We start from the raw sequence: 22,880 nt of genomic DNA, 5'->3' as shown, positions 1-22,880 counted from the left end.
GTTCAGAACAGCCAGGTGGTGGGGTTCGGCATCGGTTCCCGGTTCGCCGCCTTCACCAGCGGGACGATCGACCGGATGATGACCCAGATCGGCAGCAGGGCGAGCAGGAAAATGCCGATCAGCAGGACGATGCCGATGACGCCGACCACCGCCAGCAGGAGGGAGACCCAGAAGGTGCGGATATGGTAGCTGTAATGCGTCAGTTCCCAGCTGCCGGCGGGGGCTTCCGCCTTGAACAGATAGGCCATGACCGCCGCGATCACGATCGGGACGCCGGTCAGGGCGCCGATCAGCATGACGATGGCGGTCGCCAGCGGCCGGTTCGATCCGGGACCCTGCTCTGTCGTCATAACGGCTTCCTTCCGGGTTCCTCTCGCCACGATCTTAGGGAGGGGCGCGGCGCCTTTCCATCCCCGCGGCCCTGGCCTAAGTCAGGCTTTGGGGATGATCGCACTACTCGCCACACGCCGTTTCGGGCCGCTTTTCGGCGTTCAGTTCCTGACCGCGTTCAACGACAATCTGTTCCGCTTCGGGCTGCTCTTCTACCTGACCTACGGACTGATGGCCGAGCGTCCGGATGCCGCCGCCCAGCTCGTTACCCTGGCGGGCGGCCTGTTCATCCTTCCCTTCGCACTGTTTTCCGGCCTCGCCGGCCAGATCGCCGATGCGGTGTGCAAGGCGCGCGCCGTGCGCTGGATCAAGCTGGCCGAAATCGGCGTCATGGCCTTCGGCGTCTGGGCGCTGTGGATCGGTTCGATCCCCTTCATGCTGGTCGTGCTGTTCTTCATGGGGCTGCAATCGACATTCTTCGGGCCGATCAAATATGCCATCCTGCCGCAGCATCTGAACGACACCGAAATCACCGGCGCGACTGCGCTGATCGAGGCGGGAACCTACACGGCGATCCTTACGGGCCAGCTGTCGGGCGGAATCGTGACCGCCGACCAGCTCATGGTCGCTGTGATCGGCGTGGCAGCGCTCGGTATCCTTGCAAGTTGGCCGCTACCGCCGGCGCCGCCGGTCGTCTCGCCGCCACCGACGATCAACTGGAACCCCCTGACCAGCAACTGGCGCGTGCTGAAGGCCCTGTGGCGCACGCCCTATCTCTGGTCCGCGGCGGTCTGCGGCTCCTGGTTCTGGCTGGTCGGAATCGTTTTCACGACCCTTTTCATTCCCCTGGTGAGGGGAACGATTGGCGGAACCGAGGGCGTCGCGAACCTCTTCGTTGCCACCTTCTCGGTCGGCGTCGCCATCGGTTCGCTGGTGATAGGGCGACTTCTGGGGCCGCGCATCACCGCGCGCAGCCTGCCCTGGTCGATGCTGCTGATGTCGCTGGCGGCCGTGGACCTGTATTTCGCCATAGGGACGTTCGGCACCGCCTCGGGGCCGCTTCTCTCCTCGGCGGACTTCCTGCAATTGCCGCAGGGAATCCGCATGCTGGTGGACCTCCTCGTCTTCTCGATGGCGGGCGGCAGTTATATCGTTCCGCTCTACGCCATTCTGGTGGCGCGCAGCGATGCTGCGGACCGGTCGCGCACCATCGCGGCCTACAATATCATGAATTCGCTGTTCATGGTCGTCGGCGCGCTCGGGGCGGGTCTGCTGCTCACCCTGGGGCTGGAGGTGGCGGAGGTGCTGCTCCTCGCCGGCGCCCTCAACCTCCTCATGCTGTTTCCCGCCTGGCGGCTCGAGCGGCAGCTCGTGGCGGCGGCGGGCCAAGTGCCCGGCTGACGCCGGCGGCGTTCTAGCCGCGGATCAGCGTGCCCGCGCCCTGATCGGTGAAGAATTCGATCAGCATGGCATGCGGGACGCGCCCGTCCAGAACGACCGATGCGGTCACGCCCGCTGCCAGCGCCGACATGCAGGTTTCCAGCTTGGGGATCATACCGCCCGATATGGTACCGTCCTCCATCAGTTCCGCGATGCGCGCCGCGCCCAGGTCGGTGAGCAGTTGCCCGTTCTTGTCGAGCACACCGGCCACGTCGGTCAGCAGCATCAGCCGCGCGGCCCCTAACGCCCCGGCGATCGCGCCCGCCATCGTGTCGGCATTGATATTGTAGGTCTGGCCGTCTTCGCCGGCTGCGATGGGGGCGACCACGGGGATCATACCGTCCTCTATGATGACGCGGAGCACGCGCGGATCGACCGAGGAAGGGTCGCCGACGAAGCCGAGGTCGATTTCCTGTTCGATCAGGCTGTCGGGATCGCGCCGGGTGCGCGTCAGCTTGGTTGCCGTGACAAGGCCGGCATCCTTGCCGCTCAGGCCGACCGCGCGCCCGCCCGCCGCGCCGATCCAGCGCACGATTTCCTTGTTGATGCCGCCCCCCAGGACCATCTCGGCGATCCGCGCGGTTTCGGCATCGGTGACGCGCAGGCCATCGACGAAGCTGCTTTCGACGCCGAGCCGGCCGAGCATCTCGCCGATCTGCGGGCCGCCTCCGTGCACAACGACCGGATGGATGCCCACGGTCTTCAGAAGCACGATGTCCTCGGCGAACTCCCGCGCCCGGTCGCCGTCCGCCATTGCATGCCCGCCGAACTTCACGACGAAGACGCGGCCGGCATATTTCTGGATATAGGGCAGCGCTTGGGTAAGCGTTTCGGCCTTGGCGAGAATGCGGGGATTTGGGCTGGTCATGGCGCGCGTCTCCTAGGGGGCCCCGACCCGCTTGAAAAGCAGCTGAAAGGACAGGCCCACGCCCGGTACGGGTGGGGACCACACCGCGGCACGGCATAGTGTCCGGCAGCTGACGTCATGGCGCCGAGTGCAACGCAGCAGTCTGCTCCGGGGAGTTGCTATTCCGATGCGGCGCGGCTGATAAGAGGTCTTCATGGGTATCGGCAACGATCACACGCACGAGCATGCACATAGCGACGGCGGTCACCATGGCCACGACCATCACGCGCCCGACGTGACCGCGCGCAACGCCCGCGCCGTTGGTATTGCGGCCCTTCTGACTGGCGGGTTCATGGTCGCCGAGTTCGTCGGCGGTCTCGTTTCGGGATCGCTCGCGCTGCTTGCGGATGCCGGCCACATGCTCACCGATTTCGGCGCCCTGTCGCTGGCCTGGGTGGGCTTTCGCCTCGCGCAGCGCCCGGCGGACTGGAAGCGCACCTACGGGTTCGACCGCTTCTCGGTCCTCGTCGCCTTCGTGAACGGCATTACGCTGTTCGTCATCGCCGGGCTTGTCTGCTGGGAAGCGGCGGAGCGGTTCGCCGAGCCGGTTCCGGTTCAGGGTGTCATGATGCTAGCGGTCGCCGTGCTGGGGCTGCTCGTAAATCTCGCGGCGCTCAGGCTGCTCGCCGGTGGTGACAAGGAGAATCTGAACATCCGCGCCGCGTCGCTGCATGTGCTCGGCGATCTGCTGGGGTCGGTGGCCGCCATCGCCGCGGCCGGCGTCATTCTCCTGACGGGCTGGAGTCCGATCGACCCTATTCTTTCGGTGCTCGTTGCGCTGATCATTTTGCGCGGCGCCTGGACGGTGACGAAGGAGAGCGCGCACATACTTCTCGAGGCGGCGCCTCCGGGCCTCGAAGGCGACCGTGTGGTAGACGATCTCGAAGCCGTCGCCGGAGTGACGCGCATTCACCACGTCCACGCTTGGTCCATTTCGAAGAAGCGGCCCATGGTGACGCTGCACGCAGAACTGAGCGAAGCCGCCAGCAGCGCCGAGGTGAAACAGGCTCTGCGAACCCGGCTTCATGATCGCTTCGGCGTCGAACATGCCACCATCGAAGTGGAGTGCTCAGGCGAAGGCGGTCAGGAAGGTTGCCCCTAGGTCGAGTGCTGCGTTCGCTTCGGCGCCGCCCGATCCTTCGCCGGAGCCGCCGCCAAGCCAGTTGAACGCCAGCACGACGCTCGCGCCGGTAACGATGAAGCCGAGAATCATCAGGATTCCGTCGCGCGCCGTCAGGCCCAGACCGAAAAACATGATCGCCGCAGCGGGAAGGGCGACGGCAAAGGGAATGGCCTCCAGCGGTACCATGAGCACGCTGAGACCGATACAGAACAGCGCCGCCAGCCACTGCGCGCCGCTCCCGGCGGCCCACTCCGCGCGCGTGCTGACAAGCTTGTCGATCCGGCGCAGCCAGTTGCCGAATTTGTCGCGCACCCGCTTCGCCTTTTCCTTCTCGAAGCCGATGCGTTTCAGCCGGCGGGGGATCCAGGGATCGTCGCGCCCGACCAGAAGCTGGATCGACATGAGCGAGATGAGGAGGCCGAGCAGCGCCGGAATGCCCGGCACGGCTCCGATCGGGGAGAGGGCGATCAGGCCCAAGATGGCGATGAGCGGCCCGAAGCTGCGCGTCCCATAGGCTTCGAGCAGGTCCTCTACCCGCAGTTCGTCGCCGTCCGCCGCGTCGATCGCTTCATCGAGCAGCGTCTCGAGCGGACGTTCCCTTTCCGCTTTCTCGTCGCGTCCCATCCCGGCCCTCTCTCCGGTTACTGTGCCGCTCGAACGCGGCACGGCCGGGTTGGGTCCCCGGACCTAGCGGGTCGGGACCGGGCTTTCTCCCGAATAGTCGTAGAACCCCTTGCCGGATTTGCGACCGTACCAGCCTGCCTCGACATATTTCCTCAACAGGGGTGCGGGCCGGTATTTCGGATCGCCGGTCTGCTCCTGCATCACCTCCATGATCGACAGCAGCGTATCCAGGCCGACGAAATCGGAAAGGGTTAGCGGCCCCATCGGATGGTTCGCGCCCAGCTTCATGCCCTTGTCGATATCCTCGATACTGCCAACCCCGTCACCGAGCGCGAAAATCGCTTCGTTCAGCATGGGGCAAAGCACGCGGTTCACGATGAACGCCGGCCGGTCCGCCGCTTCGATGGGGTCCTTGCCGATCCGCTCGCAGAACTGGCGTACTGCGCCGACCGTGGCTCCGGACGTGGCGAGGCCAGGGATGATCTCGACGAGCGACATCATCGGAACGGGGTTAAAAAAGTGAATGCCAATGAACCTATTCGGTTCGGAAGACGATGATGCGAGGTCGGTGATCGAGATCGACGAGGTGTTCGACGCAAGGATGGCCCCATCCTTTAGCGACAGGCTTTCGTAAATCTTGCGCTTCACCGCCTCATTCTCGGTGGCAGCCTCGATCACCAGGTCGCAGTCGGCCAGATCGCCATTGTCGCCCGTCGTCCCGATCCGCGCCAGAGCCTCGTCGGCGTCGCTCTGACCGATCTTCTCCTTCGCGACCATGCGCGCGAGGTTCTTCTCAACGATCGCCTTGCCGGCAGCCGCACGGTCTTCGTCGACATCCGACAGCATGACGTCATAGCCCGCCTGGGCGGCGACATGGGCGATGCCGTTCCCCATCAGGCCGGCGCCGATGACTCCGATCCTCTGCATTTCGATGTATCTCCTACGAAAAGGCCGCCCTTACCCGGGCGGGCAAGAGCGGCCTTGAAAGATTCGGACCGGTTCCGGTCAGAGTTTCGACGTCAGCTCGGGCACCGCCTCGTAAAGGTCGGCGACCAGGCCATAGTCGGCAACCTGGAAGATCGGGGCATCCTCGTCCTTGTTGATGGCGATGATGGTCTTCGAATCCTTCATGCCCGCAAGGTGCTGGATCGCGCCCGAAATGCCGATGGCAATATAGACTTCCGGCGCGACGATCTTGCCGGTCTGGCCGACCTGATAGTCGTTCGGGACATAGCCGGCATCGACGGCAGCGCGGCTGGCGCCGATCGCGGCGCCCAGCTTGTCGGCGAGCGGTTCGATGTACTTCTCGAAATTTTCGCCCGACTGCAGCGCGCGGCCACCGGAGACGATGACACTGGCCGAGGTCAGTTCCGGCCGCTCGCTTTCGGCGATTTCGGCCGAGACGAACTCGGTCTTGCCGCTGTCGCCCGGGCCGGACACAGCCTCGACGGAGGCGCTTCCGCCCTCGGCATTGGCCTTGTCGAACGCCGTGCCGCGTACGGTGATTACCTTCTTGGCATCGGACGTCTTTACCGTGGCGATGGCGTTGCCGGCATAGGTGGGCCGGTCAAAGGAGCCGTCGTCGTTGATGGCGATGATGTCGGAAATCTGCTGGATATCGAGCTTGGCGGCCACGCGCGGCATGACATTCTTGCCCATGCTCGTCGCGGGCGCGACGATATTCTCATAGTCGCCGGCCAGACCTTCGATCAGCGGCGCCAGGTTCTCCGCGACGCCGTGGCCGTAGGCCGCGTCGTCGGCATGCAGGACCTTTGCAACGCCCTCGACCTTCGCGGCCGCATCGGCAACGGCCTGACTGCCTTCGCCAGCGACCAGTACGGTGACGTCACCGCCCAGTTTCTGCGCGGCGGTGACCGCCACCAGCGTGGCGCTGCCCAGCTCGCTATTGTCGTGATCTGCAATGACGAGGGTGCTCATGCGGCGACTCCCATTTCCTTCAGCTTCGCGACAAGCGTGTCGACGTCCGGCACGATTTCGCCGGCCTCACGCTTGGGAGGTTCGGTGACCTTCAGCGTTTCCAGACGGGGCGAGATGTCGACACCGAAGTCGGCGGCGGTCTTCTCGTCGATCGGCTTCTTCTTCGCCTTCATGATGTTCGGCAGCGACGCATAGCGCGGCTCGTTGAGGCGCAGGTCGGTGGTGACGATGGCGGGGGTCGACAGCGCCAGCGTTTCCAGACCGCCGTCAATCTCGCGCGTCACCTTCAGCTTGTCGCCGTCCTGTTCCAGCTTCGATGCGAAGGTGCCCTGCGACCAGCCGAGAAGCGCGGCCAGCATCTGGCCCACCTGGTTGGAATCGTCGTCGATGGCCTGCTTGCCGAGAATGACGAGGTCGGGGCTTTCTTCCTCGGTGATCTTCGCAAGGATTTTGGCGATGCCGAGAGGCTCGGGCATGTCTTCGGTGACAACGAGAATGCCGCGATCGGCGCCCATGGCGAGCCCGGTGCGCAGCGTTTCCTGCGCCTTCTGCTCGCCGATCGAGACGACGACCACTTCCTCCGCCGTGCCAGCCTCTTTCAGGCGCACGGCTTCTTCGACGGCGATCTCGTCGAAGGGGTTCATGCTCATCTTCACATTCGCAAGGTCCACACCGGACTGGTCGGACTTGATGCGCGGTTTGACGTTATAGTCGATGACCCGTTTCACGGGCACGAGGATCTTCATGCCAATCCTTTCTTCTTAACGGAGGTCGCGCGCGGCGAGACGCCGGCGAGAACCGGGAAAGCGCCGCCGGTCATGGGCAGCGCCGCTTGGTCTGTCAACGCGGCAAAAGGGGGTGGAAGTTCCGGCGCCGTCGCTACCAGCTCAGATCGTCATCCATCGGCTGCCATAGCTGCAGCGAATAAATGCCCTCGTCGTCGGTCCAGGCATCCTTGCGCAAATAACCTGCCGCGCGTGCCAGGATCGCGGATTCCTCCAGCGAATATTTATGGCTGTTGGAGACATGGATGTGCTCTCCGGCGCTGAACTGCCAATGGTGGCCGGGCATGTCGATCGCGGTGTCCCGCCGCGCCTTCACGTGCATTTCGACGCGCCCCAGTTCGGGGTTCCAGAAACTGTCATAGGCCCAGTCGTCGATCTCGACGCCGGCGCCCAGATCCTCCTGCATGCGGCGCAGGATGCCGGTAATGAACTCCGCGGTAACGCCGCGGCTGTCGTCATAGGCGGCTTCCAGCATCTCGACCTCCTTCTTCAGGTCGATGCCGATGATCAGCGGAGCGCTGTCGCCCAGCGTGGCCCGGATGGCCCGCAGCAGGTCTACCGATTCGCGCGTCGACATGTTGCCGATCGTGCTGCCCGGAAAGAAGCCCAGCTTGCGGTCGTTCCTTGCCGCCTGGGGCAGCGCCAAAGGCTGGGTGAAGTCGCCCGGAAGCGGCAGCACATCGAGGTCCGGCATGGCGGCGCGCATATGCTTGGCGGCGGTTTCCAGGAAATGTGCGCTGATATCGATGGGGACATAGCGCGGCGCCCCCACGGCGCTGAGGAAGGGGGGCGTTTTCGCGCTTGAGCCAGACCCGAATTCGACGACGGTCCGGCCGCGGCCAACCTCTTCGCCGATCGCGGCCGCATGCCGCTGGATCAGCGAGATTTCCGTCCGCGTGGGGTAATATTCCGGCAGGTTGGTAATCTGCTCGAACAGGTCGGAGCCGGCACGGTCGTAAAGGAAGCGCGCGGGAATCTCGCGCTCCGCCTTGCTCAGCCCGGCGATGACCGCGTTCGCGAAATCCTCGAGAACGGCCCGTTCTGCGGTGATTGCGTTGCTCATAGCGTTTTCGCCAAGCGCAGGCCGGTAAACTGCCAGCGCTGATGCGGGTAGAAGAAGTTGCGATAGGTCGGCCGCTGATGGCCGGCGGGCGTAGCGATGGAGGACCCCCTCAGGACGAACTGTCCGCTCATGAATTTGCCATTATACTCGCCGACCGCGCCTGCGGCCGGTTTGAAGCGCGGATAGGGCAGATAGGCGCTCCCCGTCCACTGCCAGCATGATCCGAAGGCATCGGGCAGGTCAGGTGCGGCCACTTCCCACTCCGCTTCGGTGGGCAGGCGAAGGCCGGCCCACGTCGCAAAGGCCTCTGCTTCGAAATAGCTGATATGCGTGACGGGCGCGTCTGGATCGAGCGTGCGCCGCCCAGCCAGGCTGAACTGGCTGGGACGGTTGTCGCGTTCCGGTTGCCAGTAGAGCGGATGTGTAATGTCCTCGGCCTGCCGCCACGCCCAGCCGTCGGACAGCCACAGCGCCGCATTGTCATAGCCGCCATCGTCGATGAACTCGTCCCATTCGGCGTTGGTGACGAGCCGGGAGGCGAGCGCGAAGGGCTCCAGATAGGCCTCGTGCCGGGGTCCTTCGCAGTCATAGGCGAAGGAATCGCCCGCGTGCCCCAGGGTTACCATGCCGCCCTCATGCGACACCCACCCCAGCTGCCCGCCGGGACCGTGCAGCAGAGGCGCGTCTTCGTCGTAGACGGGCTCGACGGGGTTCTGCGCGAACAGGTGCAGAATATCCGTCCACAGCAGTTCCTGGTGCTGTTGCTCGTGATGAAGGCCCAGTTCGACGAGATTGCGCGCCTCGTCCGGCAGGCTGGGAAGCGCAGAGGTCAGTGCTTCGTCGACGGCGGCGCGATAGGCCAGCACCCGGTCGAGCGAGGGGCGCGTGATCAGCCCCCGGCGCGAGCGCGTATGTCGCGGCCCCGCGGCCTCGTAATAACTGTTGAACAGAAAGGCGAAGTCGGCGTCGAAGCAGATATAGCCATCGACATATGCGCTCAGGACGAAGGTTTCGAAGAACCAGCTCGTATGCGCCAGATGCCATTTGGCCGGGCTCGCATCTTCCATCGACTGCGGCGTGGCATCGGCGTCGCTGAGCGGTGCAGCGCGCCGCTCGGTTTCCGCGCGGACGGAGGCAAAGGCGTCCGCGAGGCGTTCTCTTGTCAGCGTCACGTGGCCCTCCCGTGTTCGCCTGTCCGGCGCGCCGCAAACCGGCGCGCATGTCGCTACGCTCTTGCCGGGAACCCTAGCGGCTGGATCCCGGAATCCACAACACATCGCCCGGGGCATGCTCGCCCTCGGCATTGGCTGAACGGGCAAGGACGAACAGATGATCCGAGAGCCGGTTCAAATAAGTCAGCGCCGGTGCGGAAATGGCTTCCTCCGCGGCGGCGGCAACCGCATCGCGCTCGGCGCGGCGGACGACCGCCCTGGCATGATGCAGATGCGCGGCCAGCGCCGTTCCTGCCGGCAGGACGAAACTCTTCAGCGGCTCCAGCGCCTCGTTCATCGCGTCGATTTCGCTCTCGAGCCGCTCGACCTGGCCAGTCGTGATACGCAGCGCTCCTTCGACGCCGCCGGGAGTGGACAGGTCCGCACCCAGATCGAACATTTCGTTCTGGATCCGCGCGAGCATCTCGTCATGGCGGCCCTCGGCGTGCAGGCGGGCGACGCCGATGACGGCATTCGCTTCGTCGACAGTCCCATAGGCTGTCACGCGCGCGGCCGTCTTGCGGACGCGGCTGCCGTCGGCGAGGCCGGTCGTCCCGTCATCGCCGGTCCGCGTGTAGATCTTGTTCAGCTTGACCATGTCAGTCGCGCGGCCCCCGCCGCTACAGCGCGCCCATGACGAAGGCGAGAAGGACGATCAGTCCGATCGTCGCAGCCTGAAGCCAGACACGTGCGTTCATCATCTTGTTCGACCGGCGGCCCGAGACATCCTTGCCGCTGGCCATGATCATGATGCCCCGTACCAGGACGAAAGCGGTGGCAAGCGCCGTCAGAATGATAAGGATGATGATGAACGTGTTCATGCCCCTCCATCTCGGATGTTTTCGGTCCCGCGGCAAGGGGCGCCGACCGGGGCGCGCGCCTTTGTCCCGGTCCGGCGGCGGGCGGGGCACCGAATGCGGCAAGGGTCTATGAAAGACAGGCGACCGCTTCGAACCCGGCTTGCGGCGTTCGCCGGCGCCGTCGCCGTTCTCGGCCTGTCTTTGTGGGCGATCGTCAGCGGACTTGCCGTCGGCTGGCTGCAGGAGGCTGCGGAAACCGTTTCTGCAGCCATATCGATCACCGCGCCGGATGAAGAGGCGACCGAAGAGGCTGCCTCCTTGGAAGAGGGTGCGTCGGCCGATCCCTCCTTTCGCGAAGTTCCAGTCGAAGTGGCGGCGCCCCCGCCGGACATCTTGCTGGAGCCCCCGCCCGTCCCGGCGGCCCCGGCGCCCGCGGAAGGTACCGCCACCGATAGCGGCGCGGCCGAGGAAGCCGGGCCGGGCAGCGGTGCAGGGGAAGGCGATGGGACAGGCGCAGGGGCAGGCGGCTTCGGACCCGGCGGCGGCGGTCAGACGTCCGCGCGCCTCGTGGCGGGCGAGATCGACGACCGGGGCGTCATCGACGCAGCGCTCGCACGGCAGCGGCGGACCGACATTGCTGAATATCGCTTCCTTGTCCTTCCCACCGGGCGCATTTTCGGCTGCCGGCCGCAGAAATCGAGCGGCAATGCGGCGCTCGACAAGCATATGTGCGACCTTCTCACTGCTCGGCTCCGCTACAAACCGGCGCGCAATGCCCGCGGCGACGCGGTCGTCGACGAAAAAGCCTATCGGCAGGACTGGCGCTAGGCCGCGCCGCCTTCAGAATGCGCGGCTATAGCCCGCCGATGAAGGCGCGCAGGTCGGCGGCCATCTTCGCAAGCTCGCCGGGATCCTCGAAGACGGAATGGCCGGCGGCATAGTAGTGCGTGCTGCGCCGCTCCCGCGGAATACCCTCCTGATCGAGCGCGAAGACGCCGGCGTAGGCCGGGGTGGTGATGTCGTAATAACCGCCCGCGGTGAAGATCTTGAGCCCCGGGTCGGCCTCGACAGCGGCGCGCAGGAACGGTGCGAACCGCGCCGCGCTGTAGCTTTCCGCGACCCCGGACCAGTCCCAGCGGAAGTTGATGCCGAGATTCAGGCTGCGATAGGGGCTGGGGACCTCATATCCGAGGTCGTCGGCGAGATAGGCCTCGATCAGGCGGCTCGTTTCGGTGCCCAGCGTCATGGAGGGGTCGTCGAAGGGCGGGTGAAAGTTCGATTCCGAGATCGCACGCGTGGCGCGGGCATCGAGCTGCCCGGTGCGGAGCCCCTCGCTGCCGAGAAGGGACAGCATGAAGGCCTGCTTGTCGAGCTGCAGGTCGGCCGCCGCAAGCTCTTCCGCGGGAAGGCCGATAAGGCTCGACAGGCGCTCGGCCACGGTGCGCAGTTCGCGTTCGGGCAAGGCGGCCCCGGCCGCCAGGGCCGGGACATAGTCGGTGCGCGCGAACGCGAGCGCGTCTTCGAAATGCTCCGCTACGCTGCGCCCACCGCGATCGATGGCTTCGTGATACCAGGCAACGGCGGCGAGCGTGGGGAGAAGGACAAGGTCCGAACTCAGCGGTCCGGAGCTTCCGCCGACCGCCAGGGAGAGCAGGATAACCCCTTGCGGCAGCGGCTTTCCGCTCTCCATGCGCTCCTTCAGGATGGCAAGCGCCCGGGCCGTGCCATAGCTCTCGCCCGCAATTGCCACCGGAGCATCCATGCGGCCGTTTGCCTCCAGCCATGTATCGATCATCGTCGACACGGCGCGGGCGTCGCCGGTCACGCCGAACAGGCTGGAGGCGTCTGCGCCTTCGACCGGCATGCTGGCGCCGGTGCCGGGCGGGTCGATGAAGACGAGGTCGGCGACATCGAGCAGGCTATGCTCGTTGTTGACCAAAATTGCCTCTTCGCCTTCGCCCTCGATGCGCCGCGGTCCGAAGGCCTTCATGTGAAGCGGGGAGGAGGAGGCGCCGGGGCCGCCGTTGAAAACGAAGAGGACCGGGCGCTGCGCCGCTCCCGGCTGTTGCCGGGCCACATAGGCATAGCTGACCGTGACGGCCGCCGGTTCGCCTGCCGCATTCGCGACGGGCAGTTCCGTCACGATCGCATCGTAGCTGACCCGTGTGCCGTTGAAGTCGCCCTCGTGCCGCGTGGTCACGACGCGGCTGCTCACTTCCGGGCGCGGGGTCATCGGCTCCATGGCCTGCAGGAACGCTGGCGGCATCGGCAGGTCCGGATTCTGCGCGGCGGCAGACCCCGCGGCGCAAAGCAGCAGGGCGGACGGGATCAAGCTCTTCAGAAAGCGGACGGGCATGGCAGGTCTCTCGGAAATTACGGGTCGGTCAGGCCGCGGGCAGGACGTCGATCAGCCGCTCGATGTCCTCGATGTCGTTGAACAGGGAGGGGCAGATGCGAAAGCGGTTGCGGGACAGGGTGATCTTTACGCCGGCTGCGGCGAGAGGTTCGGCGAGCCGGTTATAGGCACCTTCCAGCGTGCAGGTGAGAAGCGGCGCCCGGCCGCCGCGCGGTGTGACGACACTATATCCCTTGCCCGGCAGCGCCTCGTGCAGCCGTTCGAGCATCGGCAAGCGATGTGCCGCGATGCGCTCGATCCCGCATTCGAGGAGATAGGCGAGCGACCAGTCGAGCTGCACTGCAACCGCGTGGGAATGCGTGCCCATGGCGAAATGCCCCTGGGCGTCGGTGCGCGGAGCGATATCGGCGATGGGGCTGCCGGCATCGTCGGCCGGCGGGTCGAAGGGGTAGACGTGCGGCTGGAAGCGGGCAATCTGGTAGTAGCCGTAGCGCGGGCGGCGTATCCGCTCCAGAAGGTCGCTACGGACGTAGAGAAACCCCAGCCCGAAGTCGCCCATCAACCATTTGTAGCTCGCGGTTGCAGCGAAATCGACGCCGCTCGCCCGGACGTCGATGGGGACGGTTCCGGCGGCATGGATAATGTCGGCATAGACATGGGCGCCGCGGGCGTGCGCGATCTCGCAGATCGCCGCGAGGTCATGTTCGAAGCCGTTATAGGTGGAGACGAGAGACAGGCTGACCAGCCGGGTGTCGCGCTTGATGGCGCGCTCATACGCTTCGACATCGATTCTGCCCTCGGTCGGCCGCAGCCAGGTGACCGCCATGCCCTGACGCTCAAGCTGCTCGTAAAGGTAGAAGGAACCGAAGAAGTGCAGCGTGTCGGTGACGATCCGCCCGCCGCTCGCGGGTATGTCGAGCGCGTCGATCACCAGTTGCTCGCCGGCCGTCGTGCTCTGAACGAAGGCGAGCTCTTCGGGCGATGCGTTTATGAGCTTCGCGAAATTGGCTTTGACGCGGCTTTCCACCTCATGGGTCGGATAGCGTCCCCCGGCCGTCCGGGTCGCGAAGTAGGTCTGCACCGCCTCGAGCGCGCCCTGCGGAACGGGATGCATCGTTCCGGAGTCCAGATAGACACCGTCTACCGCTGCGAAAGGGCGGCGATCCGGAAGTGCGGGCGCCGCCGCCACGTCCGTGCCGTTCCCCGCTTCCGGGCCGCCCGCTCCGGAACTGCCGGCGGCTGCCGCCACTCGCGAGGCGAGCGATCCGACCGGCACTGCCCCCGCAGCGGCGAGAAGGGATCTGCGCGAAAGCCGGTTCGTCACGCGGTCGGACCTGTCGTTACATTCTGCATCACAAGCGGACTTTACCGACTTTGGCACGCATAAATCTTGCGCATTTTATCGGATGAATGCGTTCGCACTCTGGAGGCTGTGCAGCCGCGGTCGTCCATTGTCGAACTATGCGCATAAAAATTCTTCCTCGCCCGTCCTAGTCTGTCGGCAATGCGAACGACCGGGGACAAAGATGCAGCCGATCAAACTCTGTTTCCTTGCTGTGGCAGCTCTGCTCGCCTCCTGCGCCGAACCGCCTGCTTCTGTCGAAGACGTAACTCTGCCGGACTGCGCGGCGGGGGCGGCGATGTCGGATGGCACGCTTGCCGTTAACGGCGGGACGCTCGACTACCGTGCATGTGCGGGCCTGCTGTCGATCGAGGGTGAAGCCGGAAAGCTGCTCGGGACGCTTTTTTACACCGCCTATCTCGCACCGTCGGCGGATGGGGACCCGCGGCCTCTCAGCATCGTCTGGAACGGCGGACCCGGGGCGGATTCCCGTCTGCTTCATTTCCATGCCATCGGGCCGCGCAAGTTGGAGGAGGGAGAACTGGTGTCCAATCCGGCGTCGGTCCTTCCGGCCAGCGACCTGGTGTTTCTCGACCCGGCCGGAACCGGGTTCAGCCGGGCGGCTTCAGATGAGGCGGCCGAGCAGCTTTACAGCACGACCGGCGATCTCGCCGCGACGGTTGCGTTCGTCCGCAAGTTCCGCCGTGCGTACCGGCGCGAAACCTCGCCGCTCTACCTGGTGGGCGAGAGCTTCGGAACATGGCGCGCGGCAGGTGCGGCCGAAGCGCTGATCGACCAGGGCATTCCCGTCGACGGCATCGCCCTGGTGTCTGGCGGCATCCCTCTCGGCGATCTGCCAGACCGGGCGCTGTCCCGGGCGCTCTCGCTGCCCAACCGGGTCGCGGTCGCGCTCGCCTTCGGTCGGCTCGATGAGGCGTGGCAGGCGGATCCGGAAGCCACGCTTGCCGAGGCCGAACGCTGGGCGCGCGGGACATGGTACCCTGCCCTGAAAGACCCAGCCGCCGTGCCGGCGGAAACGCGCGCGGATATCGCGGCCCGCCTTGCCGCGTGGCACGGGCTGGCGGTGGAACAGGTCGATCCCGAAACCTTGTGGGTATCGCCCCGCGACTTCCGCACCGGCCTCCTTGCGGAGGGCGGCGAGACCCTGGATGTGTTCGACATGCGCAAGACCGGCGGGGCTGCGGCTGCCGACGATCCCGGGGATACGGCTATCCTGTCCTATTATCGCGACTCTCTCGGCTACAACGCCGGCTTCTACGCGGGCATCGAAAGCGAGGAGCTGCCCGTGGGGCAGTCCTGGCAGTATGATCAGGCGCCCATTACCGAGGAATCGCTCGCCCGCGCCTTGGCCGGAGAAGGGCCGCCCAGCCCCTCCCAGCCCTGGACGCTGCGCGCGATGCGCAAGGCACCGGACCTGCGCACCTGGGTGGCTGCGGGCATCTACGACTCGCTGAACAGCTGCGCAGCGAACCGCGCCGTCGTCGCTGATCTGCCTGACGACATCTCGCGGCGCATCTCGCTCAACTGTTATAAGGGCGGGCACATGATGTATGAGTCGGATGGGGTGGCGGCGCAATTCGCGGCTGACCTTTCCGCCTTTCTTCAGGAGGATTGATCTACATCTTCGAGAGGACGAGCATTCTCTATGCTCGTTCGCCGCGATTTACCGTCATGTTTGCAATCGAATCCCGCATCCGCCGGCTATGATGATCTATGTGCCGCTGGCGGACCCGGCGGCAGGATTTCGAGGTAAGGTGGGGAAAATCCATGTCGAAGCATTTGCCATGCCGCGTGAAGTGGCTGCTGCACTCAACGGCCACGACGGCGCTGCTCGCATGCGGCGCGCCCGCATTCGCTCAGGACGTGGCTACGCTGCCGACCGGCGCGAGCGCCGCGCCTGTCTCCGCCGCCGAACCCATCGTCATTACAGGCTCCCGCATTCGCCGGAATGTGTCGGACGAGACGGCGCCCCGCCTTGTCGTCGATGAACAGGTCGTCGAGGATCGCGGCTATACCGATGCGGCGCAGGCCCTCAACGAGATCACGTCGAACACTCCCATGCTGTCGCAGGCCGACGGCAGCGGCGAATCGAGCGGCTCCGGGCAGCAGTTTCCGGACCTTTTCGGCCTTGGGCCGGGGCGCACGCTCACGCTCGTCAACGGCCGCCGCATGGTCACCAGTTCCTCCGACCTCGGCGACGCCCAGGTCGACGCGAATATCATCCCGCTCGGTCTCCTCGACCGCGTCGAAGTCGTGCAGGGCGGGGGGGCGGCCGTCTACGGCTCGGATGCCATTGCCGGCGTGGTGAACTATGTCCTCAAGGAGGACTTCGAAGGACTCGAGTTCGACGCCCAGAGCGGCATCTCCAGTCGCGGAGACTATGAGACGCACAGCCTTCGCGCCACCGCCGGGACGAATTTCGCCGGCGGGCGCGGCAATGTCGCGGCGGACATTGGCTGGTCGACATCTCCCGTTCTGACATTCGCCGACCGGCCGCTTTCGGCCTTGTCCCGCGTGACGATCACAAATCCCGAGGATACCGGGCCGGACGACGGCATTCCGGCGGTCCGCGAACTGCTCGACGCGCGCTTCTGGCCGTTCAATCCCAACGGCGTTCTGTTCAACACGCCCGCGCCGGTCAGCCAGTTCCTGACCACGCTGGACGGCTCGCCGCTTCAGTTCGCGCCGGACGGCAGCGTGACAACTTACGATCCGGGAGAGATTGCCGGAATACCCTTTGCCGGCGGCGGCGACGGCTTTCCCTATTCCGAACTGGCAGGCCTGCGCACCGGCGTCGAGCGCCTGACGGGAACCGTCATAGGCAGTTACGACATTTCGGATTCGGTCACCTTCTCCACCGAGCTTCTCTATGCGCACACTGAGGGCGAGGAAATCCCGCAGGGGCAGAGCCGGACCATCCTCAACTACGGCACCTATGCCGGGCCGGTCGTCGTCACGGTCGACAATCCCTTTCTGACGGAGGAGGCGACGGCCACGCTGAGCGCGGCGAATCCCGGCTTCGCGTTCGGGGCGCCGCTGTTCCTCTCGAAATACTTCTACGATCTCACGCCCGACAACCTGCAAACCACCGAGACCGACACCTACCGCGCGGTAGCTGCGCTCGACGGAGACTTCATGCTGGGCGAGCGCGACTTCTACTGGTCCGTGTCCGGCAGCTACGCCCGCGTCGAGGGCGCGGAGCGGCGCTGGGATGTCGACAATGCCAAGTATAACAATGCCATCAACGCCGTGATGGCGGGCGGCGAAATCGTCTGCGCCATCAATGCCGATGCCGAAGCGTCCAACGACGATCCCGCATGTGCCCCCATCAATCCGTTCGGCAGCGGCAATGTCAGCGAGGCGGCGCAGAATTATGTCAGTGTCCGGGCAGGCTCCGACTATGTGAACGAGCAGGCGGATTTCCTGGCCACGCTGGGCGGTGATCTCTTCCGTCTGCCGGCCGGCGACCTGCAATTCAGCATCGCCTACGAACATCGTGACGAAAGTGCCGAGTTCGTTCCTCTCGCCGCCAACCAGCTCGGACTGTTCGGCAGCGGAACGATGGAGCAGCCGCAGGAGGGCAGTTACAATACAGACGAGTTGTCCGGCGAGCTGCTGATCCCGCTGGTCGACCGCGTGATGGGCGTGCCCCTGGTGCAGCTTCTGGAACTCAGCGCGGCCGGCCGGTTCGTCGACAACTCCATTGCGGGCGAGGAACAGGTCTGGGACCTGGGGGTCCGCTGGCAGCCCGTCGACGGCGTCACCCTGCGGGGGTCGCGCAGCCGCAATTTCCGCGCGCCGACCCTGACGCAGCTATTTGCGCCGTCCAGCACCAGCCTCGGCCCGATCGGCGAGGATCCTTGCGACGCCGACCGTATCGACAGCGGGCCCAACCCCGACGTGCGCTACCAGAACTGCCTCGCGCTGTTCGAGGCCAATCCCACCTATGGCGTCGGCGGACCGGAGGGTGTTCCGGAAGGGGCGTCGGCGGAGGAACGCCTTGCGAACTTCCAGGACCCGGCGGAAAATTTCGCGCGCGCCACGATCACCACAGGCGGCAATTCCGACCTTAGGAACGAGATTTCCGACACCTGGACGTATGGCATCGTGCTCCAGCCCGCCTTCGTCCCCGGCCTGACGATCAGCGCCGACCGGATCGAAATCGACCTGCAGGACGGGCTGTCCGCCTTCACGACCGAAGATTTCCTCGCGGCCTGTTACGACAATGTCAGTCCGGAAGCGGCGATTTGCGACGCCTTCACGCGCAGCGCCTCGTTCGACGACAGCAATCCCGGCGGGGCGATCGTTACCGGCACGACCACGACCTTCAACGCCGGCGTCGTGAAGTATCGCGGCGAAGTCTACATGGTCGACTATGGCTTCGAACTGGCCGACCTGTTTGGCGGTGCGGATGCCGGCGCCCTGCACCTGCGCCTGTCCGCGACGCACAACGACCTTTTGACCAGCTCGGTCACCGGCGAGACCTTCACCCGCATCGATGGCACGTATCTGAAGCCCGAGTGGGAAGGAAAGCTGAACGTCGACTATGCGCGCGGTCCGTACCGCATCAGCTACCAGGCCTATTTCCTCGACGAGGCGAAGGCCGACAGCGACGCCACCATCGAGAATAATCCAAATCCGATTCTCGACAGCAATCTGCGGCACAGCATTTCCGCGCAGATCGAGGCCGGGCCGATGACGTTCCGCCTCGGCGTGGACAATTTCACCGACGAGGAGCCGTCCTACCCGCAGATCGCCTATGGCGACATTCTCGGTCGGCGCTTCTGGGCGGGTGCGAAGCTGCGCTTCTGGTGAGAGCGGCGCGGGGCCTGATGTTCATGCGCGGCAGACCTCTTTCGGGTCGCGGCGCGCGGCGCCCGGCTTCGGCCGGACGGCGCCGGGCGCATCCGACAAAGGCCCGCTGAGGGCAGGCGATGGTATTCCAGTCACCTTCCAGCCACTGCACGTCCTATGCGCAATGGGTGCGACGCACGATCCGCCGGGTTCGCAGTTCGGGCAGCCTGATGGTCAGCCTGTTCGAAAGCTCGGTGCCCGAGCCCGTCGAACTGCTGCGCGAGATCGTCGAGGACGGTTTTTCGGAGCCGCTCACCTCGCGTTACACAAGTGCCTTTTCCAGCGGCAATCCCTTCGTACTCAGTCATCTGGCTGCGCATTACGGCCTGCCCGAATCGAGCATCCTCTGCACGACGGGCGCGACCGGTGCGCTGTCGCTGGTCTACCGTGCGCTGCTCGAGCCCGGCGACCGGATTCTCATCGAAAGCCCGTGCTTCGACCTGTTTCACACCATTGCCCAGTCCCAGGGCCATGCCGTCGACAGTTTCGAGCGGAGCGGCCCGGCGTTCGCGATCGACCCGGACGAGGTGGCGGCAAACATTCGTCCCGATACCCGGCTCATCGTGCTGTCGAACCTGCACAATCCTTCGGGGATGCTGGTCCCGGACGATGTCGTGAGAGACATCGCCACCAGGGCCGCCAAAGTGGGGGCCGCCGTGGTGGTCGACGAGGTCTACGCGTCATACGCCGACGGGGCCGGGCGCCGCACGCCTGCCGTGCATTTGGCCCCCAATGTGATTTCCATCGACAGCATGACGAAGCGGTTCGGCCTCAGCACGCTGCGCTGCGGCTGGCTGCTTGCGCACCCCCACCTGATGCGCCCGATCCGGGAGTTGAATGACGCGGTCGAGTTCAGCGTCTCGAACCTCGCCCATGCGGTTGCGGCGCTCGCGCTTGAGCGGAAAAGCGAGCTACACGCCTATTCCGACGGCATCCTGGACGCCGCGCGTCCGGTGATCGAGGCCTATCATGCCTATTGGCGTGCGCGCGAGCTGGTCGACGGAGAGCTGCCGCAATTCGGCTGCATCGCCTTTCCGCGGCTCATCGGCGTCGACGAGACCGAGGAGTTTTCCGACTGGCTCGCCGCGCGCGGCTCGGTCGTCGTGGCGCCCGGCGAGTATTTCGGCCGGGCGGGACATGTGCGTCTCGGCTTCGGCATCGGCAAGGCGCAGCTCGACTATGGCTTGCAGACGCTGACCGACGGACTTGTTACCTGGCGCGACAATGAAGCGGCACGCAGGCAGCCGGCCCGCACCCGACCGGCTGCCCCGACGGGAGGAATTGTGGAATGACCGGCGGAGCGAGCCTGAGATCGATCATCGGATCGGCAGCGATGACGCTTGCGGCCTTTCTCGCCGCCGCGGTCGCCACCGCGCATCCGGTGGCCGAGCTGCTGACACGGCGCGAGATCAGCGTGGCCGGCCCTACCGGGCCGTTTGCCATCACGGCGGAGGCCGGGTTGGTCCCGGTTGCCAGCGGGACGGACGGCCCCGACGCGACCGCCGGGTACATCTCCTACACCCTCCCCCTTGCGCAGCCCGACCGACCCGTGCTGTTCGCCTTCAATGGCGGGCCCGGCGCCTCGGCGGCATTTCTTCACATGGGCGCGCTCGGCCCGGTACGGGTTGAAGTGCCGCAGGACCCGGAAGCTGCGCTGCCGGCGGACCCTGCCGCGGCTCCCAACGACAACACGCTTCTCGATCTGGCGGACCTGGTGTTCATAGACCCGCCCGGCACGGGCTTTTCGGACCTTCCCGCGGACGCCGATCCGGACTTCTATCGGTCGGTGACGGGCGATGCGGCGGCGGCGTCCCAGCTCGTCTCTGCCTGGCTGTCGGCCCATGGGCGTCGCGATGCGCCCGTCTACATCCTCGGCGAAAGCTACGGCACGATCCGCGCCGCAGCCATGCTGCCCGCCCTTGCCGGCCTCGCCCCGGACCTGCGCGTCGGCGGCGTGATCCTTCTCGGTCAGGCCCTCAACATGATCGAGACGTCGCAGCGTCCCGACAATATCATCAGCTATGTCGTCTCGCTGCCCACACTGGCCGCCATCGCCTGCTATCACGGCAAATCGGTGCAGCCCTGCGACCCTGCCGCGCAAGCCCGCGAGGCGGCGGAATTTGCAGGCGAGGAGTATCTGCAGGCCCTTTTTGAAGGGCGCGATCTCGATTCCGCGCGGAAACGGCAGGTCGCGCGCCGGCTTGAAGAGTTCAGCGGCATTCCCGCCGACTATTATCTCGCGCACGACCTGCGCATTTCGAAGGAGCGGTTCCGGGTAGAACTGCTGCGCGGCGAAGGGCTGGTCGTGGGCCGCTACGACGCGCGCTACGTCGCACCCCGCCCTGCGGACGCCGGCGAGGTGGTCGGACCGGATGCCTTCTCGGCGGTGTCCGGACTCTATGGCCAGGCGATGCCCGACTATCTGGAAGGCGATCTCGGCATTGGCGGGGCGCAGGCCTACAAGGTGATCGTCCGCTCCGAGCGGCCATGGATCTATGGCGGGGCGGACTCCCCCTTCGCAAACTGGCCGTTCATGGATCTGATCGAGGCGGGCATGGAGCGGGACGAGGCGCTGCGCCTGTTCGTCGCCAGCGGTATCTTCGATCTCACCACCACGATCGGCGCCGCCGACTATCTGATCGATCAGTCCGATATCCCGGCCGATCGCTACACGGTGAAGCGCTACGAGGCGGGTCATGTCGTCTATTCGGACGATGAGAGCTGGCGCCGCCTCATTGCCGACCTGCGGGCCTTTCTGTCGTCCGCGTCCGCCGAGTGACCGGACCCGCGACGCAGGCGAACCCCCGCCTGGCGAAGGGCATCACGCTCTGGGGCGTCGTCTCCCTCGGGCTCGGCACGGCGGTCGGCGTCTCGATCTTTTCCGCCGTAGCGCCCGCCACCGCCCTGGCCGGCCCGGGCATGCTTCTGTCGGTCCTCGTCGCGGCCTTTCCCATGTATCTGATCGCGGTCAGCTATGCCTTTCTCGGCTCGGCGCTGCCCGTTTCGGGCGCCTCCTTCGTCTGGCCGGCCCGGTTCCTGCACCCGGCGCTCGGCTTCTTCATCGCCTGGATGCGCATCGTCGCGAATATGGGGGCGATGGTCGTCCTGGCCCTGGTGCTGGTGCGCTACCTCTCGATGGTCGTTCCGCTGCCGACCCGGCCCACCATGTTCGTCCTCCTGCTGCTCGCCCTGCTGGCGAACCTGTTCGGCGTGGGCATCGCCGCGCGCGTGCAGGGCCTCATGATGGTGTTCCTCCTCCTCCTGTTCGGTGCCTTCATATCGTGGGGAGGCGCGGCCGCGTTCGATCCGGCGCGCTTGGATCCTTTGCTTCCCGGCGGCTTTGGCGGCGTGGTCGCCGCCGCGCCGCTGCTGATGGGCCTGTTCTTCGGCATCGAAGCGGCGACCGAGGCGGGCGCGGAGGTGGTCGATGGCCGCCGGACGATTCCCGTCGGCATCGCCGTCGCCATCGGCTCGGCCAGCCTGCTTTATCTCGCCGTCTCCGCAGTGGCGCTCGGCATTTTGGGGCCGGCAAGGCTAGCGGCGAGCGATGCGCCCATTCTGGAGGCTGCGCAGGCGTTTATGGGGCCGGTCGCCGTTCCGCTAATCGTCTGCGCCGCCGTCATTGCCATCGGAACCAGCCTCAACGCGATCTTCACGCTGTTCAGTCGCAGTCTTCTCGCCATGGCGGAGGCCGACATGCTGCCCGTAGCGCTCGCGCGCGTGCATCCGCGGTGGAAGACGCCGTACCTTGCGCTTCTGACGGTCTTCGCGATCGGGTGCGTCGGCCTGTTCCTGCCGATGGAGCTTACCTTCCTGTTCCTGGCGGTGAACATTCCCAACCTCGTAAAATATGGCAGCATCTGTCTGTCGGCGGCGCGTGTTGCGCAAAGCCATCCCGAGATCGCCGCCCGGGCCAGCTTCCGCCCCTCCCCACGATATATCCGGATGTTCGGCTGGGCCGGTGCGCTATGCGCGGCAGGGCTCGTCCTTGCCGGATGGGAAGCGGACTGGCGCCCCTATCTCTTGCTTCTCGTCTGGTCTGCCGTCGGCGCGGTCTGGTACCTCTGGCGCCGCCAGCGGCGTTAG

Annotated in this window: 20 protein-coding genes; 8 read left to right on the top strand and 12 right to left on the bottom strand. The window is 65.8% G+C overall.

From position 1 onward, the window contains the following. Nucleotides 1-2 precede the first annotated feature (2 nt). Entirely contained in the window at nt 3-350 is a 348-nt protein-coding gene (locus tag KCN53_RS03035) for a DUF4870 family protein (RefSeq protein WP_172406167.1), read from the bottom strand. A 94-nt stretch (nt 351-444) separates the two neighbouring features. On the opposite strand from KCN53_RS03035, the gene KCN53_RS03030 reads away from it, so the two are divergent. Continuing rightward, nucleotides 445-1,731 (top strand): MFS transporter, encoded by a 1,287-nt coding sequence (locus KCN53_RS03030; RefSeq protein ID WP_172406168.1) that lies wholly within the window; start codon nt 445-447, stop codon nt 1,729-1,731. Between the two features lie 13 nt (nt 1,732-1,744). On the opposite strand, the gene argB is transcribed toward KCN53_RS03030, so the two are convergent. Further along, on the bottom strand, nt 1,745-2,638 hold the full coding sequence (gene argB, locus KCN53_RS03025; protein WP_088711501.1) for an acetylglutamate kinase: 894 nt from the start codon (nt 2,636-2,638) through the stop codon (nt 1,745-1,747). 193 nt (nt 2,639-2,831) lie between these two features. Between argB and KCN53_RS03020 the strand changes: the two genes are divergently transcribed. After that, entirely contained in the window at nt 2,832-3,779 is a 948-nt protein-coding gene (locus tag KCN53_RS03020) for a cation diffusion facilitator family transporter (protein ID WP_088711502.1), read from the top strand. Here KCN53_RS03020 and KCN53_RS03015 read toward each other — a convergent pair. The 8 genes from KCN53_RS03015 to KCN53_RS02980 form a co-directional block, all read right to left on the bottom strand. After that, on the bottom strand, nt 3,747-4,424 hold the full coding sequence (locus tag KCN53_RS03015; protein WP_088711503.1) for an exopolysaccharide biosynthesis protein: 678 nt from the start codon (nt 4,422-4,424) through the stop codon (nt 3,747-3,749). The two genes, KCN53_RS03020 and KCN53_RS03015, sit on opposite strands and share 33 nt — an antisense overlap. Before the next feature lie 63 nt (nt 4,425-4,487). Then, on the bottom strand, nt 4,488-5,351 hold the full coding sequence (locus tag KCN53_RS03010; protein WP_088711504.1) for a 3-hydroxybutyryl-CoA dehydrogenase: 864 nt from the start codon (nt 5,349-5,351) through the stop codon (nt 4,488-4,490). 78 nt (nt 5,352-5,429) lie between these two features. Continuing rightward, complete coding sequence (locus KCN53_RS03005; protein WP_088711505.1) at nt 5,430-6,362, bottom strand: electron transfer flavoprotein subunit alpha/FixB family protein; 933 nt, start codon at nt 6,360-6,362, stop codon at nt 5,430-5,432. After that, a complete protein-coding gene (locus tag KCN53_RS03000) occupies nt 6,359-7,108 on the bottom strand; it encodes an electron transfer flavoprotein subunit beta/FixA family protein (RefSeq protein ID WP_088711506.1) in 750 nt (249 codons plus the stop codon). Before KCN53_RS03000 ends, KCN53_RS03005 begins: the two co-directional genes overlap by 4 nt. Before the next feature lie 133 nt (nt 7,109-7,241). Beyond that, a complete protein-coding gene (gene egtD, locus KCN53_RS02995; RefSeq protein WP_088711507.1) occupies nt 7,242-8,210 on the bottom strand; it encodes an L-histidine N(alpha)-methyltransferase in 969 nt (322 codons plus the stop codon). Next, nucleotides 8,207-9,382 (bottom strand): ergothioneine biosynthesis protein EgtB, encoded by a 1,176-nt coding sequence (egtB, locus tag KCN53_RS02990; RefSeq protein ID WP_224199314.1) that lies wholly within the window; start codon nt 9,380-9,382, stop codon nt 8,207-8,209. The genes egtD and egtB overlap by 4 nt, the downstream gene beginning before the upstream one ends. Before the next feature lie 73 nt (nt 9,383-9,455). Next, nucleotides 9,456-10,019: a cob(I)yrinic acid a,c-diamide adenosyltransferase gene (locus tag KCN53_RS02985; protein WP_088711509.1), complete on the bottom strand. Its 564-nt coding sequence runs from the start codon at nt 10,017-10,019 to the stop codon at nt 9,456-9,458. Between the two features lie 22 nt (nt 10,020-10,041). Beyond that, complete coding sequence (locus KCN53_RS02980; protein ID WP_088711510.1) at nt 10,042-10,242, bottom strand: twin transmembrane helix small protein; 201 nt, start codon at nt 10,240-10,242, stop codon at nt 10,042-10,044. Nucleotides 10,243-10,350: 108 nt separating this feature from the next. On the opposite strand from KCN53_RS02980, the gene KCN53_RS02975 reads away from it, so the two are divergent. Then, nucleotides 10,351-11,049 carry an energy transducer TonB gene (locus tag KCN53_RS02975; RefSeq protein ID WP_088711511.1) on the top strand — a complete coding sequence of 233 codons (699 nt, stop codon included), beginning with the start codon at nt 10,351-10,353 and terminating at the stop codon, nt 11,047-11,049. Nucleotides 11,050-11,074: 25 nt separating this feature from the next. Here the strand turns inward: KCN53_RS02975 and KCN53_RS02970 are convergent, their stop codons facing one another. Further along, complete coding sequence (locus KCN53_RS02970; RefSeq protein ID WP_088711512.1) at nt 11,075-12,577, bottom strand: S10 family serine carboxypeptidase-like protein; 1,503 nt, start codon at nt 12,575-12,577, stop codon at nt 11,075-11,077. A 28-nt stretch (nt 12,578-12,605) separates the two neighbouring features. Then, the gene (locus KCN53_RS02965) at nt 12,606-13,901 is read right to left on the bottom strand and encodes an aminotransferase class V-fold PLP-dependent enzyme (RefSeq protein WP_088711513.1); all 1,296 of its coding nucleotides are present in this window, start codon (nt 13,899-13,901) and stop codon (nt 12,606-12,608) included. Between the two features lie 202 nt (nt 13,902-14,103). On the opposite strand from KCN53_RS02965, the gene KCN53_RS02960 reads away from it, so the two are divergent. The 5 genes from KCN53_RS02960 (at nt 14,104) to KCN53_RS02940 (ending at nt 22,880) form a co-directional block, all read left to right on the top strand. Next, nucleotides 14,104-15,555: a S10 family serine carboxypeptidase-like protein gene (locus KCN53_RS02960; RefSeq protein WP_224199312.1), complete on the top strand. Its 1,452-nt coding sequence runs from the start codon at nt 14,104-14,106 to the stop codon at nt 15,553-15,555. 152 nt (nt 15,556-15,707) lie between these two features. Then, nucleotides 15,708-18,755 (top strand): TonB-dependent receptor domain-containing protein, encoded by a 3,048-nt coding sequence (locus KCN53_RS02955; protein ID WP_088711514.1) that lies wholly within the window; start codon nt 15,708-15,710, stop codon nt 18,753-18,755. Between the two features lie 119 nt (nt 18,756-18,874). Further along, nucleotides 18,875-20,086 carry a pyridoxal phosphate-dependent aminotransferase gene (locus tag KCN53_RS02950; RefSeq protein ID WP_088711515.1) on the top strand — a complete coding sequence of 404 codons (1,212 nt, stop codon included), beginning with the start codon at nt 18,875-18,877 and terminating at the stop codon, nt 20,084-20,086. Beyond that, entirely contained in the window at nt 20,083-21,573 is a 1,491-nt protein-coding gene (locus KCN53_RS02945; RefSeq protein WP_088711516.1) for a S10 family serine carboxypeptidase-like protein, read from the top strand. Before KCN53_RS02950 ends, KCN53_RS02945 begins: the two co-directional genes overlap by 4 nt. After that, complete coding sequence (locus KCN53_RS02940; protein ID WP_224199310.1) at nt 21,570-22,880, top strand: APC family permease; 1,311 nt, start codon at nt 21,570-21,572, stop codon at nt 22,878-22,880. The genes KCN53_RS02945 and KCN53_RS02940 overlap by 4 nt, the downstream gene beginning before the upstream one ends.

Origin of the sequence: Pacificimonas aurantium, from assembly GCF_020092905.1 — a bacterium.
GTDB lineage: Bacteria > Pseudomonadota > Alphaproteobacteria > Sphingomonadales > Sphingomonadaceae > Pacificimonas > Pacificimonas aurantium.
The sequence above is the reverse complement of the archived record's forward strand: the minus strand, read 5'-3'. Positions and strand labels throughout refer to the sequence as shown.

Coding starts and splice junctions, on each gene's coding strand:
- KCN53_RS02950 (WP_088711515.1), top strand. CDS start 18,875: ATGGTATTCCAGTCACCTTCCAGCCACTGCACGTCCTATGCGCAATGG.
- KCN53_RS03030 (WP_172406168.1), top strand. CDS start 445: ATGATCGCACTACTCGCCACACGCCGTTTCGGGCCGCTTTTCGGCGTT.
- KCN53_RS02945 (WP_088711516.1), top strand. CDS start 20,083: ATGACCGGCGGAGCGAGCCTGAGATCGATCATCGGATCGGCAGCGATG.
- KCN53_RS02985 (WP_088711509.1), bottom strand. CDS start 10,019: ATGGTCAAGCTGAACAAGATCTACACGCGGACCGGCGATGACGGGACG.
- KCN53_RS02980 (WP_088711510.1), bottom strand. CDS start 10,242: ATGAACACGTTCATCATCATCCTTATCATTCTGACGGCGCTTGCCACC.
- KCN53_RS03000 (WP_088711506.1), bottom strand. CDS start 7,108: ATGAAGATCCTCGTGCCCGTGAAACGGGTCATCGACTATAACGTCAAA.
- KCN53_RS03005 (WP_088711505.1), bottom strand. CDS start 6,362: ATGAGCACCCTCGTCATTGCAGATCACGACAATAGCGAGCTGGGCAGC.
- KCN53_RS02955 (WP_088711514.1), top strand. CDS start 15,708: ATGTCGAAGCATTTGCCATGCCGCGTGAAGTGGCTGCTGCACTCAACG.
- KCN53_RS02960 (WP_224199312.1), top strand. CDS start 14,104: ATGCAGCCGATCAAACTCTGTTTCCTTGCTGTGGCAGCTCTGCTCGCC.
- argB (WP_088711501.1), bottom strand. CDS start 2,638: ATGACCAGCCCAAATCCCCGCATTCTCGCCAAGGCCGAAACGCTTACC.
- egtD (WP_088711507.1), bottom strand. CDS start 8,210: ATGAGCAACGCAATCACCGCAGAACGGGCCGTTCTCGAGGATTTCGCG.
- KCN53_RS03015 (WP_088711503.1), bottom strand. CDS start 4,424: ATGGGACGCGACGAGAAAGCGGAAAGGGAACGTCCGCTCGAGACGCTG.
- KCN53_RS03035 (WP_172406167.1), bottom strand. CDS start 350: ATGACGACAGAGCAGGGTCCCGGATCGAACCGGCCGCTGGCGACCGCC.
- KCN53_RS02975 (WP_088711511.1), top strand. CDS start 10,351: ATGAAAGACAGGCGACCGCTTCGAACCCGGCTTGCGGCGTTCGCCGGC.
- KCN53_RS03020 (WP_088711502.1), top strand. CDS start 2,832: ATGGGTATCGGCAACGATCACACGCACGAGCATGCACATAGCGACGGC.
- KCN53_RS03010 (WP_088711504.1), bottom strand. CDS start 5,351: ATGCAGAGGATCGGAGTCATCGGCGCCGGCCTGATGGGGAACGGCATC.
- KCN53_RS02970 (WP_088711512.1), bottom strand. CDS start 12,577: ATGCCCGTCCGCTTTCTGAAGAGCTTGATCCCGTCCGCCCTGCTGCTT.